Source organism: Pseudomonas sp. SC11, assembly GCF_047039205.1.
GTDB classification, from domain to species: Bacteria; Pseudomonadota; Gammaproteobacteria; order Pseudomonadales; family Pseudomonadaceae; genus Aquipseudomonas; species Aquipseudomonas boreofloridensis.
Map to the genome: position 1 here is coordinate 3,651,960 of NZ_CP178183.1, position 13,295 is coordinate 3,665,254.

The 13,295-nt window shown below is 59.7% G+C and carries 12 protein-coding genes; 4 read left to right on the forward strand and 8 right to left on the reverse strand.

All coding sequences use genetic code 11. The features are described from left to right. The first annotated feature begins 61 nt into the window (after positions 1-61). The 3 genes from ACK2SD_RS16345 (at position 62) to ACK2SD_RS16355 (ending at position 2,869) form a co-directional block, all read left to right on the forward strand. Positions 62-859 carry a TatD family hydrolase gene (locus tag ACK2SD_RS16345; RefSeq protein WP_412460323.1) on the forward strand — a complete coding sequence of 266 codons (798 nt, stop codon included), beginning with the start codon at positions 62-64 and terminating at the stop codon, positions 857-859. An 87-nt stretch (positions 860-946) separates the two neighbouring features. After that, the gene (locus tag ACK2SD_RS16350; protein WP_412460324.1) at positions 947-2,425 is read left to right on the forward strand and encodes a methyl-accepting chemotaxis protein; all 1,479 of its coding nucleotides are present in this window, start codon (positions 947-949) and stop codon (positions 2,423-2,425) included. Between the two features lie 75 nt (positions 2,426-2,500). Continuing rightward, complete coding sequence (locus tag ACK2SD_RS16355) at positions 2,501-2,869, forward strand: Mpo1-like protein (protein WP_342649246.1); 369 nt, start codon at positions 2,501-2,503, stop codon at positions 2,867-2,869. Between the two features lie 10 nt (positions 2,870-2,879). Here the strand turns inward: ACK2SD_RS16355 and ACK2SD_RS16360 are convergent, their stop codons facing one another. From ACK2SD_RS16360 to ACK2SD_RS16370, 3 genes are all read right to left on the reverse strand, one after another. Next, positions 2,880-3,677, reverse strand: coding sequence for an acyl-CoA thioesterase (locus ACK2SD_RS16360; protein WP_412460325.1), 798 nt, complete (start codon positions 3,675-3,677; stop codon positions 2,880-2,882). 95 nt (positions 3,678-3,772) lie between these two features. Continuing rightward, a complete protein-coding gene (locus tag ACK2SD_RS16365) occupies positions 3,773-4,540 on the reverse strand; it encodes a CHAD domain-containing protein (RefSeq protein ID WP_412460326.1) in 768 nt (255 codons plus the stop codon). Between the two features lie 15 nt (positions 4,541-4,555). Then, a complete protein-coding gene (locus tag ACK2SD_RS16370; RefSeq protein ID WP_412460327.1) occupies positions 4,556-4,834 on the reverse strand; it encodes a hypothetical protein in 279 nt (92 codons plus the stop codon). A 154-nt stretch (positions 4,835-4,988) separates the two neighbouring features. On the opposite strand from ACK2SD_RS16370, the gene ACK2SD_RS16375 reads away from it, so the two are divergent. Beyond that, entirely contained in the window at positions 4,989-6,026 is a 1,038-nt protein-coding gene (locus ACK2SD_RS16375) for a patatin-like phospholipase family protein (protein ID WP_412460328.1), read from the forward strand. 119 nt (positions 6,027-6,145) lie between these two features. On the opposite strand, the gene ACK2SD_RS16380 is transcribed toward ACK2SD_RS16375, so the two are convergent. The 5 genes from ACK2SD_RS16380 to clpP all read right to left on the reverse strand — a co-directional run bounded on the left by ACK2SD_RS16380 (position 6,146) and on the right by clpP (position 13,205). After that, the gene (locus ACK2SD_RS16380) at positions 6,146-8,017 is read right to left on the reverse strand and encodes a SurA N-terminal domain-containing protein (protein WP_039576578.1); all 1,872 of its coding nucleotides are present in this window, start codon (positions 8,015-8,017) and stop codon (positions 6,146-6,148) included. A gap of 182 nt (positions 8,018-8,199) precedes the next feature. Next, positions 8,200-8,472: an HU family DNA-binding protein gene (locus ACK2SD_RS16385; protein ID WP_029613532.1), complete on the reverse strand. Its 273-nt coding sequence runs from the start codon at positions 8,470-8,472 to the stop codon at positions 8,200-8,202. Positions 8,473-8,620: 148 nt separating this feature from the next. Then, positions 8,621-11,017, reverse strand: coding sequence for an endopeptidase La (gene lon / locus ACK2SD_RS16390; protein ID WP_412462333.1), 2,397 nt, complete (start codon positions 11,015-11,017; stop codon positions 8,621-8,623). Between the two features lie 154 nt (positions 11,018-11,171). Next, complete coding sequence (gene clpX, locus ACK2SD_RS16395) at positions 11,172-12,455, reverse strand: ATP-dependent Clp protease ATP-binding subunit ClpX (protein WP_029613530.1); 1,284 nt, start codon at positions 12,453-12,455, stop codon at positions 11,172-11,174. 108 nt (positions 12,456-12,563) lie between these two features. Continuing rightward, a complete protein-coding gene (gene clpP, locus ACK2SD_RS16400; protein ID WP_029613529.1) occupies positions 12,564-13,205 on the reverse strand; it encodes an ATP-dependent Clp endopeptidase proteolytic subunit ClpP in 642 nt (213 codons plus the stop codon). Between the last annotated feature and the right edge of the window lie 90 nt (positions 13,206-13,295).

Genomic DNA, 13,295 nt, shown 5'->3' on the forward strand with positions numbered 1-13,295 from the left:
GGTTTTCCCGCGAAATGGCGGACTTTGCTATCGTGGCCGTCCCGCAGCATGAGACAGCACCATGCAACTGATCGATATCGGCGTCAATCTGACCAACAGCAGCTTCCATCAGCATGAAGCGGCAATCATCGAACGCGCCCGTGAGGCCGGCGTGGCGCAGATGGTGGTTACCGGCACCAACCTGGACGTGAGCGAGCAAGCACTTGAGCTGTGTCAGCAACTCGATGCGCAGGGTCAGTGCCTATTCGCCACGGCCGGCGTCCACCCCCATGAGGCCAGCACCTGGAGTGGAGAAAGCGAGCGCCGTCTGCGCGAACTGCTGAAAGCGCCACGCGTGCGAGCGGTGGGTGAATGCGGCTTGGATTTCAACCGCGACTTCTCTCCTCGTCCCCTGCAGGAAAGTGCCCTGCACGCGCAGTTAGCGCTGGCAGTTGAACTGCAGTTGCCGGTGTTTCTGCACGAACGTGACGCCAGTCAACGTCTGCTGGCCATTCTCAAGGACTACCGCGACCATCTCAGCGCTGCAGTGGTGCACTGCTTTACCGGAGAACGCGACGCCTTGTTCGCCTATCTGGACATGGACCTGCACATCGGCATCACAGGTTGGATCTGCGACGAACGCCGTGGTACGCATTTGCATCCGCTGGTCGGCGACATTGCCCAGGGCCGACTGATGCTGGAAACCGACGCGCCCTATCTTCTCCCACGCAGCCTGCGCCCCAAGCCCAAAAGTGGACGCAACGAACCCGCCTACCTACCCTACGTACTGCGCGAGGTCGCCATGCACCGTGACGAGAGCGTCGAGCAGTGCGCTGAACACACGACGGCGACGGCGAAGGCTTTCTTCAAACTCCCTTGATGCACATCATGACAGTCGACTCATCGAGCGCGCACAATGATGGCACCTTGCCAATAATGTTTCCGCTCAACTCAGAGAAGACCTTCCATGGGTGCCTGGCTTAGCAATATTTCCCTGAAGTACAAGTTTTGGGCCGTCAATGCGGTGGCCTTTGTCACGACCTTGCTGCTGGTACTTTACGCCGTCAATCTCGAGCAACAGGCTCGTGCCGAGGCGGCACACGCGCAGGCCCTGGCTCAAGCTGAGGTGCTGGCCAGATGGCCCGCCAACCAGCCCCTTCCTCCCCTGGCTCAGATCATCACTTGGCAAACCGGCCAAACCCCTACGTTCGCAGGGCAGTCCCTTGAGTCACTGCGCGAGGCGCAAGGCTGGGTCGATCTACCGGCAGCCTGGTTGCTCGGCACCGATCCCCTGCGCGGCGCCCAGGTACTACGCCTGGGCGACCAGCACATTGCCGTGCTGGCGCAGTCACCCAGCCTGCGCCAGGTATTTTTTGACCGCTTCACCCAATATGCGCTGTGCGTGCTGATCCTCATGCTGGCGATGCTCTGCGCCTCGCAATTGCTCATCCGCTTTCTGCTGAGCCAACTCAACATGCTCAAGGACGTGATGCTGCATGTCGAACGTACCGGCGACCTGTCGGCCCGGGTGCCGCTGGCCTGCGGCGACGAGGTGGGCCAGATGGCTGGTGCCTTCAATGCCATGCAGACCACTTACCACCGCGTGGTGAGCACCGTGGCGCGAACGGCCGCACAGCTCGACGCAGGTGCCGCACGCTTGGCGACCAGCATGAACGAAGTGCGCCACGGCATGATCGGCCAACAGAGCGAGACCGACCAGGCTGCCACCGCCATCAACGAGATGTCCGCCACGGTCCACCACATTGCCCAGCATGCAGGCGCTACTCGCGATCTATCGCAGAGCGCCGATACCCTTGCCGGCAGTGGACAGGCAGTGGTGACCCGCGTCCAGGACTCCATCTCTGGCCTGTCCAGCGGCGTACAGCAGACTGCCGAGATGATTCGCCAACTGGCCGACGACAGCCAGAAGATCAACAGTGTGGTCAGCGTGATCCACAGCATTGCCGAACAGACCAACCTGCTGGCACTCAACGCGGCTATCGAAGCAGCGCGGGCGGGCGACTTGGGTCGGGGCTTCGCGGTGGTCGCCGATGAGGTGCGCAACCTGGCCAAGCGGGTACAAAGTTCCACAGACGAGATCACCGCCATGGTCTCGGCACTGCAGGATGGGACCCGCGATGCAGTGGACTTCATGCAGGAAAGTTCCTTCAAAGCCGACGATTGCGTGCAGCAGGCACGTGAAGCGGGTGACGCCCTCGCCGAGATCACCCAGGCAGTGGCTCAAATGCGCGAAAGCAACACCCAAATCGCGGTGGCCGCAGAGCAGCAGAGTCAAGTGGCCGAAGAGATGAACCGGGCGGTGGTCAGCATCCGCGACGTCACCGAGCAAACCGTACAGCAGACCGTGGGTTCGGCTACCACCAGCAACGAGCTGGCAACGCTGGCCGGCGAGCTGAACAAAGCCATCGGCCAGCTCAAGCTATAGCCCCCATAAAGGGCATCGATTGGCCCCGATCCAGGGGCCGCACTAAGCTTTGGACATGACCGAGAGGAGATGTCCATGAGCAAGCGTCTACCCAACCTGCCCGCCTGGCAATGGCGCGGCTATCATCATCACCACCGCCATCCGGCCAATCTGGTGCTGCACCTGATCGCCGTCCCTTTGTTCATCCTGGCGTTTCTACTGCTGCTTTCGGGCCTGTTCGCGATGGACCTCACTCAATTGGCGGTGGGCGCTCTTGCGCTGATCGCAGCGCTTGGCATGCAACGTCAGGGTCATCGACTGGAGGCTGAGCAGCCCGAACCGTTCAGCGATCGAAGCGATGCTTTCAGACGTCTGCTGACCGAACAGTTCGTGACCTTTCCGCGCTTTGTGCTTTCCGGTGGATGGTTGCGCGCCTGGCGTGAGCGCCACAGACACCGGCGCTGACGTGGCCCGTTCAGGCGAAGACGGTCACCGTTTGACGACTCAGTGCAAGTAACCTGCCGTCAGCCGAGGATAACCTGGCGGCAGCGTGGCCATAGCCGTCTTTGGCATGCTCAGTCTCGACTCGGTACTGGCACCAATCCGTAGTGCTGACCTCGGGTATGGGCTGAACGAATTCAATCGTCCATGACAACGTGCTACCGGCAGCCGGCTTGCTCAGTATCGGCAGCACGCTGGGCGGCCAGGCGTCTACCAGCGCCAACAGGTGTCCGACGCTCAGAGGCGCCTTTGCCACCTCGCGCAAGCGCACCCAGCCGCCCATTTCTCGTGAGTCATTGCCGCTGAATGGCAGACCACCCAGTGCCCAACGCAACGAAACGTGGCGCATGAACGCCGGAGTGACGCCAGCGATGTAGGGTAACTCTGGCGTCGCTTCTGCGAGAGGCTTGATAGGCGCCGCCGGGCCGGCCCCCACCTGCACCTCAGACGCCCGGCTTTCACCGAAACTGCCTTGCACTAACGTCACCACCTGACCCGCCTGAACGGCCCTGCCCAGGACGGTGGTCACGGCCTTGCCCTCTCGCAGCACCTCGGCGTCGAAGCGAATCGGCATCTCGGCCACCGCAGGGCCCACGAACGTGATGGCCAGCGATCGCACCGGTCTGTCACCGCCGACTTTCAAACACATCGTTTCATGCACCAGAGCCGCCATCAGACCACCAAAACACGCGCGGCCTTGGCCCCAACTGGCTGGAATGCTCAGGTTCTCGGGGTGGTTACGCACGGCAACCAGCAGTTCATCTAGATTCATGGCGCTCACACCCCTGTTCGTTCGTAGTGCAACCAGGCTGCAGAGTATCCAGCGCACAGATCGGTGACAGCCTACATATCGGTCATTTACAGGGACTATCGGTGTGACAGCGCCTTGCGCAGCGACTTGAGCGTGACATCGCAATGACGCTCGGCTTGCTGCAACTGCAGCTCCCACATTTCGGCGCAGGGCGCCAGATCGGCATGCTCACGTACCTGCAGCAGCCACTGGAGACGATCATGCCAGTCGCCAAGATCCGCCTGTGCCTGCTTGAGCAGGCGCTGCAGCGGCTTCTTCGCATGGCGCAACTGCGGATAAGCCTCATCGCCGTAGCGCACCCGCTTGATCAACAGACGCAGGCGATGACGGTCGTGCGCCGGGTCGTCAATGCCGGCCTGGAGTTTGCGCCATTGCTTGCCTAGCCGCTTATCGACCCGGGTACGCAGTTCGTGCGCCAAACCTTCGCGATCGGCGGCGCGCAGGAACAGCGGGAATGTATCGAGAATGGCCAGGACACGCCTTAATTGTGCGCTGGCAGCAACGCTGGCAAAGGTGGCCGCCCTGCCCTGCAGTCGTCGCTGGCCAGCCTCGGGGTGTCCACTGGCGATCAACTGCGCAGCAAGCACTTCGCGGTCTCGCAAGGGCGTGGTCAACGTGCCCAGGGACCGTGCCGCTTCTTCGAGCTGCTCGATCCCAGGCAGGCCACGCAGGGGCCGCAGCAGGCTGCGCAGGCGTCGCAGACTGGTGCGCAGGTCATGCAGTGCCTCGCTGTCGGTATCAGCAGCCAGGCGCTCACGACAAGCGAGCAGACGGACGTGCAGGGCCAGCACCTGGGCAACCACATGATCCATCATCGCGGACATTTCCACTCTCCTCGGTCATCGACCGGCACGGGACTCACGGATGTAGAAGCGCGCACGCTCGGCTTTGGTGCTGCACCCTTCGAACGCTTCGAACTGCTGCTGGGTTTTGGCTCCAGTCAGAAGGGACAGCGCCTTGGAGTAGCTGACGGTTCCGGCGAACCCCTCGGCCTTGGCTAGATCGAGCTCTTTCCAGGCGGCATCGAGTTGCGTCGCGCAACTGTCGCGGTAAGCCGTTTTGCCTACACAACCGGCTACCGCCAGCGCCATCAAGGGAACGAAGATCCACGCTTTCATCGGGTGATACCTCAAGAAGGGACAACAGTCGCTGTTTCGACGGTCGGCACGGTGAAAAGTGCCCGTCGACCCTGACACAGCGCACAGCGCCATTGAAGCCTGACCGCCAAAGCGTGCATTGTGGCGATCATCGCCGACTCTCGTGGGGAAAACTATGAGCAAACGTGTCGCACTGGTACTTGGCTCGGGCGGCGCCCGAGGGTACGCGCACATTGGTGTGATCGAGGAAATCGAACGCCGCGGCTATGAGATCGCCTGTATCGCCGGCTGCTCGATGGGCGCAGTGGTGGGCGGTATCTACGCTGCTGGCAAACTCGATGAGTATCGGCGCTGGATCGAGAGCCTCGACTATCTGGATGTGCTGCGCCTGGTCGACGTGAGCTTTCGCCTGGGGGCCATCCGCGGTGACAAGGTATTCGGACAAATCCGCAAGATCGTGGGGGAAATGAATATTGAGCAACTTCGTATCCCCTACACTGCTGTGGCAGCCGATCTGACAAACCAGCAGGAAATCTGGTTTCAGGAGGGATGCCTGCATCAGGCCATGCGTGCGTCCGCAGCGATCCCCAGCCTATTCACCCCAGTGATGCAGGGCAATCGCATGCTGGTCGATGGCGGCATCTTGAACCCACTGCCGATCGTGCCTGTGGTTTCCAGTCACTGCGACCTGATCATCGCGGTCAACCTCAACGCTACCAATCAGAAACAGTATCAGTTGCCGGTCGTCGAACGCCCGGCGGCTTTTCGGATGCGTTTCGAATCAGTGATCAGTTCCCTGGGTTCGCGCATGCCATTCAGGCGCAAGCCTGCGGAGCAGTTGATGCGCATCGAGCAGGAAATCGTCGCCGAGCGCATGAGCCAGAGCAACCCATGGTTGAGCGACCCGATCGACCAACAGGGGCAGCCGGCCGCAGCGCCAGAGCGTGAAGGGGCGCCCAAATCGGCGACCGGGTCGTTCATCATCGACAACGTCGGACCTGCTTCCCTACTCGATCTGATCAACCAAAGCTTCGAGGTCATGCAAACCTCATTAGCCCAGTACAAGATTGCAGGTTATCCACCAGACGTGCTGATCAACGTGCCCAAGCGGGTATGCCGTTTTTTCGAGTTCTACAAGGCGCCCGAACTCATCGCGCTGGGGCGGGAAATCGCGCGCGATACGCTCGATGGGCACGAAGCACAGAAACGCTGAACGAGCGTTGCTCAACGGCCCGCACAATGGCTGATCTGCCGGTAGGGCGCTGCGAACACGTGTGCGTATTGAAATGAAACAGGCCGCTAAAGCGGCCTGTTTCAATAGCAAGGCGTCCCTCAGTAGCGAGTGATGTCTGCCGTGTCTTCCAGGTGTTTCAGATAAGCCGCGAAGTCTGCCTGCCCCGTGCGCGAGGCCAGGTATTGACGAATTTGCTGCTTCTCCAGTTCGGACGCTGCTGCACCCTCGTTGACGCCCTTGAGTTGCAACACCGCAAGGCTGCCATCCTTGAGCACCACGCTGGCGTAGACGGACTTGTCCTTGGACTCAGGCTTGGCCATGCGGAAGGCCGCCTGCAACTCGGTAGGATCTACGCCTTCCTGGTCGCGAGTCACCGCCTCGAGCACCTTCCATTGCTGACCCTCCTGCGCGGTGCCCGGCACGATGGAGCCGTCGCGCAGCCCGGCGATCAGCTTGTCGGCCTTGACCTTGAGCTCTGCAGTGGCTTTCTCCTTGGCCAGATGCTCACGGATGGTGGACGACACCGCTTCCAAGGCCAGTTGTTCAGGTTTGCGGTGCTCTTTGACCCGTACGACCACCACGGTTTCCGGATCGAGCTCCAAGCCATTGCTATTGGCGCCTTCATTCAGCACTTCTTCGCTGAAGGCTGCCTGGATGACCGCGCGATTGGCAGTGATACCTTCCCCACCCTCACGACCGAACGGCGCCGAGGTATGCACTTTCAGGCCCAGTTCCTGCGCAGGCTGGGCGAGGTCCGAGGCTTCGAAGGCAGAGTCCTCCAACTGCTTGGTGACTTCGACGAACTTCTGCTCCACCTGCTGAGTTTTCAGCTCGTGGGTCAGCTTGTCCTTGAGGCTGGCAAAGGTCGGAACCTGAGGCGCCTCAATGCCGAGCAGCTTGATCAGGTGATAGCCGTATTCGGTACGAACCGGAGCGGATACCTGATCTTTGTTCAGCTTGTACAGCGCCGCTTCGAATGCTGGGTCATACACACCGGGGCCGGCCAGCCCCAGATCGCCACCATTGGCAGCAGACCCTGGATCCTGAGAGAACTCCTTGGCTAGCTTGGCGAAATCTTCACCTTTAGCCAGGCGTTGTTGGATCTCTTCGATTCGAGCCTTGGCCTGAGCGTCGTCAGTCTTATCGTTGACTTCGATCAGAATATGCGCAGCATCGCGCTGCTCGGCAAGATTAGCGATTTCCTTCTGGTATTCAGCCTGGAGTTGATCGTCGCTGACCGATACCTGGTCGAAGAAGGCCGCCTTCTTCAGCTCGATGTAATCGATGACCACCTGATCGGGCGTCATGAATTCCTTTGCGTGCTGATCATAGTGAGCCTTGATCTCTGCATCGCTCACCTGCACCGCTGCCGGGTTGGCCTTGAAGGTCATGGTGGCGATGTCGCGGGTCTGATTTTCCAGACGAGCGAAGGCATCGACCTGCTGATCTGTCACGAAGCTGCTACCGCCGATGCCGTTACGCAGTTGATTGATCAGCATGTCCTGGCTGAGCGCCTCGCGGAACTGCATCCGGTTATAGCCCAACTGACGAATTTCGCCGTCGAAACGCTCGGCACTGAAGGCGCCAGCCACCTGGAACTGTGGCATCTGCAGGATAAGCTGATCCAGCGCGGTTTCCGGGAAGGCGAACTTGGCATCCTCGGCACCCTGCAGCAACAGCTTGCGGTCTATCAGCTGCTTCAGTGCAGCCTCGCGCAGCACTTTTTCGTCCAGCCTTGCCGGGTCGAAGTCCTTGCCCATCCGTTGCATGATTTGACGGCGGCCCATGTCCACTGCCTGGCTCAGTTCGGCCTGACTGATGGTTTGACCGTTGATCTTGGCAGCGTCCTGGCTATGACTGGCAGCCTGGAAGATGGCCTCAAAACCGGTAAGTGCCATAAGCACAACGATGAGACCGATGATGGTCTTGGCAATCCAACCCTGTGAATTGTCCCTGATATTCTGCAGCATGCGTCCCCCAAAAACGGTCGTACCACTGCATCGACAACCGCGGAGAGTGGGTAGAATCCTGATAAAAGAAAGGCGCATCCGAGGATGCGCCTTTTCTTAGCAAACGTGGCGGCGGGAACGTTTGCGGCCCCCGCCGCGACGTGCTCGGAACCGACTTGGCCGGATCCGGCTGAAGAGACGACTTAGTTGACGGCGTCTTTCAGGCCTTTGCCAGCTTTGAAGCCTGGCGTCTTGGCAGCTGCGATCTTGATCGGCTTACCGGTTTGCGGGTTGCGGCCAGTGCGCTCGGCGCGCTCTTTGACAGCGAAGGTGCCGAAGCCAACCAGGACCACACTGTCACCTTCTTTCAGAGCATTGGTCACGGACTCGATTACTGCGTCCAGAGCACGGCCAGCAACAGCTTTCGGGATATCAGCAGAAGCAGCAACAGCGTCAATCAGTTCCGACTTGTTCACTCTAAGTCCCCTTATCTCTCTAATGAGTATGTTTCTAAGTATGTAATAAACCGCATGAAACGATCATTGGGTGGCTCGGTGACACTGGCGCTGCGCTTCAGCGCGAGGCGACGAAAGCGTGTCGATCAACCCCCCAATGAGATACGAACTAGTGCGTGCTCATTCTTTCCTTGGCATCGCTGTCGCGCTTCTCTTCTTTCGCGACAATCTCCGGAGCCACATCTGGCAAGGGTTCCGGGGCGTATTGCAGCGCAATTTGCAGGACCTCGTCAATCCATTTAACCGGTTTGATCTGCAGATCCTGTTTGATATTTTCCGGAATCTCCTTGAGATCGCGCACATTCTCTTCGGGAATGATCACGGTCTTGATCCCGCCGCGATGCGCCGCCAGCAGTTTTTCCTTCAATCCACCGATGGCCAGCACCTGCCCACGCAAGGTGATCTCGCCAGTCATGGCGACATCGGCACGCACTGGAATCTGGGTCAGCGCCGAAACCAACGCGGTGCACATGCCGATACCGGCACTAGGACCGTCCTTGGGCGTAGCGCCCTCGGGCATGTGAATGTGCACATCGTGCTTCTCGTGAAAATCGGCAGCGATGCCGAGGCTGCGTGCACGGCTGCGAACCACGGTCTGCGCGGCGGTGATCGACTCGACCATGACATCGCCAAGCGAGCCGGTCTTGATCAGTTGGCCTTTGCCCGGAATGACCACAGCCTCGATGGTCAGCAACTCGCCACCGACCTGAGTCCAGGCAAGGCCGGTGACCTGGCCGATCTGATCCTGGGTTTCGGCCAGGCCGTAGCGGAACTTGCGCACACCGAGCAGATGCTCCAGTTGATCGCCTGTGACCTTGACTTTCACCTGCTTCTGGCCAGTGTGCTCCTTGACCACCTTGCGGCACACCTTGGCGATTTGACGCTCCAGCCCGCGCACTCCGGCTTCGCGGGTGTAGTAGCGGATAATGTCGCGAATCGCCGAAACATCGACCTCAAGTTCGTCCTTCTTCAAACCATTGGCCTTGACCTGCTTGGGCACCAGGTACTTGACCGCGATGTTGATCTTCTCGTCCTCGGTGTAGCCGGGCAGACGGATGATTTCCATCCGGTCGAGCAGCGCCGGCGGGATGTTCATTGAGTTCGAGGTGCACAGGAACATCACATCCGAGAGATCGTAATCGACTTCCAGATAGTGATCGTTGAAATTGTGGTTCTGCTCGGGGTCGAGCACTTCGAGCAGCGCGGAAGCAGGATCGCCGCGCATGTCGCTGCCCATTTTGTCGATTTCGTCGAGCAGGAACAGTGGGTTGCGCACGCCCACCTTGGTCATTTTCTGAATCAGACGACCCGGCATCGAGCCAATGTAGGTGCGGCGGTGTCCGCGAATCTCAGCTTCGTCACGTACGCCACCCAGCGCCATGCGCACGAACTTGCGGTTGGTGGCAGCGGCGATCGACTCAGCCAGCGAGGTTTTGCCCACCCCAGGCGGGCCGACCAGGCACAGCACCGGTCCGCGAATTTTTTTCACCCGCTTCTGCACAGCGAGGTATTCGAGAATGCGCTCCTTGACCTCTTCCAGGCCGTAATGGTCGGCGTCCAGAATCTCTTCGGCCTTGGTCAGGTCCAGCCGCACTTTGCTCTGGGCTTTCCACGGCACCTGGACCAGCCAGTCGAGGTATGAGCGCACAACGGTGGCCTCGGCAGACATCGGCGACATCTGCTTGAGCTTGTTCAGCTCGGCTTGAGCCTTGGTGAATGCATCTTTGGGAAGACCCGCAGCATCGATGCGCTTCTTCAGCTCCTCGATTTCATTGTGACCTTCATCGCCGTCGCCGAGCTCCTTCTGAATGGCTTTCATCTGCTCATTCAAGTAATACTCGCGCTGACTGCGCTCCATCTGTTTTTTGACCCGGCCGCGAATACGCTTTTCGACCTGCAACAGGTCGATTTCGGCATCCAGCAGCGCCAGTACATGCTCGACACGCGCCGACAACTCGATGATCTCGAGGATTTCCTGCTTCTGCTCGATCTTCAGTGCCATGTGGGCCGCCATGGTATCGACCAGGCGTCCAGGCTCTTCGATGCTGTTGAGCGACGACAACACTTCTGCCGGCACTTTCTTGCCCAATTGCACGTACTGCTCGAACTGCGATAGCAGCGTACGTACGAAGACTTCAGACTCACGCTCCGCCGTCTCGACTTCGTCGATCAGGCTGACCTCGGCACGAATATGCCCATCGACCTCGCTGAAGCGTTCGACCGCACCCCGCTGCTCACCCTCGACCAGCACCTTGACGGTGCCATCGGGCAGTTTGAGCAATTGCAAAACAGTAGCAACCGTGCCGACACGGTACAGGGCATCTTCACCCGGGTCGTCATCGCCTGGGTTTTTCTGGGCGAGCAGGAGAATCTGCTTTTCACCCATCATCGCAGCCTCAAGTGCTTCGATGGACTTCTCGCGTCCCACGAACAGCGGGATAACCATATGCGGATAAACGACGACATCGCGCAATGGCAAAAGAGGCAAGTCGAGAGTGGTCTTCATGATTTCGCCTCTACAGCGGCCTGTCGGCCGGAAACCGGTGGAAATAGTGCTTGGGGCTAATGTGGGGGTAGGTAGGTAAAAATACAAGCGCTGGCGCCAGAAAAGCAGAAAGGGCCCGTAGGCCCCTTCAGACTTCACTCACGCCGCGTCCGACTCAGGCGTCAGGTGCGGCTTTGGCTTGCGGCTCACTGTTCTCGTAGATGAGCAGCGGCTGCGAGGTACCTTCGATGACGCTCTCGTCGATGACCACCTTGCTGACTTCCTTCTGCGAAGGAATCTCGTACATGGTGTCGAGCAGAACGCCTTCGAGGATCGAACGTAGACCGCGCGCACCAGTCTTGCGCTCCAGCGCCTTGCGAGCAACGGCCTTGAGCGCGTCGCTGCGGAACTCCAGATCCACGCTTTCCATCTCGAACAGCTTGGCGTACTGCTTGGTCAAGGCGTTCTTCGGCTCGGTGAGGATCTGCATCAGTGCAGCCTCATCCAGTTCGTCGAGCGTCGCCAATACCGGCAGACGCCCCACGAACTCAGGGATCAGGCCGAACTTGACCAAATCGTCCGGCTCGACCTCGCGCAGCGACTCACCCACCTTCTTGCCTTCCTGCTGGCTGCGCACTTGTGCGCTAAAGCCGATGCCGCCCTTGGTGGAGCGATTCTGGATGACCTTCTCCAAGCCCGAGAATGCCCCGCCGCAAATGAACAGGATGTTGCGGGTATCGACCTGCAGGAACTCCTGCTGCGGGTGCTTGCGACCGCCCTGCGGCGGTACGGAGGCGACGGTGCCTTCGATCAGCTTCAAAAGCGCCTGCTGCACGCCCTCGCCCGAAACGTCACGGGTGATGGACGGGTTGTCCGACTTGCGCGAAATCTTGTCGATCTCGTCGATGTAGACGATACCCATCTGGGCCTTGTCCACATCGTAGTCGCACTTCTGCAGCAGTTTCTGAATGATGTTCTCGACGTCCTCACCCACATAACCGGCTTCGGTCAGGGTGGTGGCGTCAGCGATGGTGAAGGGTACGTTCAGCAGGCGAGCGAGGGTTTCGGCGAGCAGGGTCTTACCCGAGCCAGTCGGCCCGATCAGCAGGATGTTGCTCTTGCCCAGCTCGACTTCGTCGCCTTTCTTGTCACGCTGATTGAGGCGCTTGTAGTGGTTGTACACCGCTACGGCAAGCACCTTCTTGGCACGTTCCTGACCAATCACATACTGGTCAAGAATGCCGCTGATTTCTTTCGGCGAAGGCAATTTGTGCGCGCTGCTTTCGGCCTGGGCTTCCTGCACCTCCTCGCGGATGATGTCATTGCACAGGTCGACGCACTCGTCGCAGATAAATACCGAGGGCCCGGCAATCAATTTGCGCACTTCGTGCTGGCTTTTGCCGCAGAAGGAGCAATAGAGCAATTTGCCGTTGTCCTCGCCGTTACGGGTGTCAGTCATTCGATCGATCCAATCCGGTAGGCTTGCAACACAAGATGAAGGCAATTGCGGGCTTTTTCAAGTCCGCAGGCAGGCGCCTTGGGCGCCCGCCCGCTCTGGCGCCTGGGCTCAGGACACCAGTTGCCGCTTGTCGTAGACCGAGTCGACCAAACCATACTCGGCCGCGCGCGAGGCGCTCATGAAGTTGTCGCGCTCGGTATCGCGCTTGATGGTTTCCAGATCCTGGCCGGTGTGGAAAGCCAACAGCTCGTTCAAGCGGGCTTTGATGCTGAGGATTTCCTGGGCATGGATCTCGATATCGGTCGCCTGGCCCTGGAAGCCGCCCAGCGGCTGGTGAATCATCACTCGCGAGTTGGGCAGGCAATGACGCTTGCCCGCGGCACCTGCAGCCAGCAGGAACGCACCCATGCTGCAGGCCTGGCCGATGCAGATGGTGGAAACGTCGGGCTTGATGAACTGCATGGTGTCGTAGATCGACATGCCAGCGGTCACCGAACCGCCCGGCGAGTTGATGTAGAGATGGATATCCTTGTCGGGGTTTTCCGCCTCAAGGAACAGCAGCTGCGCCACGACCAGGTTGGCCATGTAGTCTTCTACAGGCCCGACCAGGAAGATCACACGCTCCTTCAACAGGCGCGAGTAGATGTCGTAGGCACGTTCGCCACGGGCGGACTGCTCGATAACCATCGGGACCAGACCGCCTGCGGCCTGGATGTCAGAGCTCTGCTGAATATAAGAATTGCGGGACATGTCCTGCACTCACTCCCAAATAGTCATGGCTTTAATAACGCACAAGCCAGCCCGAAGGCTGGCTTGTGGGGTTTCCTACAAAGTAGCAAA

What these genes read in the sequence shown, in the direction of transcription:
- ACK2SD_RS16345 (WP_412460323.1), top strand. Translation starts at nt 62, where the DNA reads ATGCAACTGATCGATATCGGCGTCAATCTGACCAACAGCAGCTTCCAT.
- ACK2SD_RS16350 (WP_412460324.1), top strand. Translation starts at nt 947, where the DNA reads ATGGGTGCCTGGCTTAGCAATATTTCCCTGAAGTACAAGTTTTGGGCC.
- ACK2SD_RS16355 (WP_342649246.1), top strand. Translation starts at nt 2,501, where the DNA reads ATGAGCAAGCGTCTACCCAACCTGCCCGCCTGGCAATGGCGCGGCTAT.
- ACK2SD_RS16360 (WP_412460325.1), bottom strand. Translation starts at nt 3,677, where the DNA reads ATGAATCTAGATGAACTGCTGGTTGCCGTGCGTAACCACCCCGAGAAC.
- ACK2SD_RS16365 (WP_412460326.1), bottom strand. Translation starts at nt 4,540, where the DNA reads ATGTCCGCGATGATGGATCATGTGGTTGCCCAGGTGCTGGCCCTGCAC.
- ACK2SD_RS16370 (WP_412460327.1), bottom strand. Translation starts at nt 4,834, where the DNA reads ATGAAAGCGTGGATCTTCGTTCCCTTGATGGCGCTGGCGGTAGCCGGT.
- ACK2SD_RS16375 (WP_412460328.1), top strand. Translation starts at nt 4,989, where the DNA reads ATGAGCAAACGTGTCGCACTGGTACTTGGCTCGGGCGGCGCCCGAGGG.
- ACK2SD_RS16380 (WP_039576578.1), bottom strand. Translation starts at nt 8,017, where the DNA reads ATGCTGCAGAATATCAGGGACAATTCACAGGGTTGGATTGCCAAGACC.
- lon (WP_412462333.1), bottom strand. Translation starts at nt 11,017, where the DNA reads ATGAAGACCACTCTCGACTTGCCTCTTTTGCCATTGCGCGATGTCGTC.
- clpX (WP_029613530.1), bottom strand. Translation starts at nt 12,455, where the DNA reads ATGACTGACACCCGTAACGGCGAGGACAACGGCAAATTGCTCTATTGC.
- clpP (WP_029613529.1), bottom strand. Translation starts at nt 13,205, where the DNA reads ATGTCCCGCAATTCTTATATTCAGCAGAGCTCTGACATCCAGGCCGCA.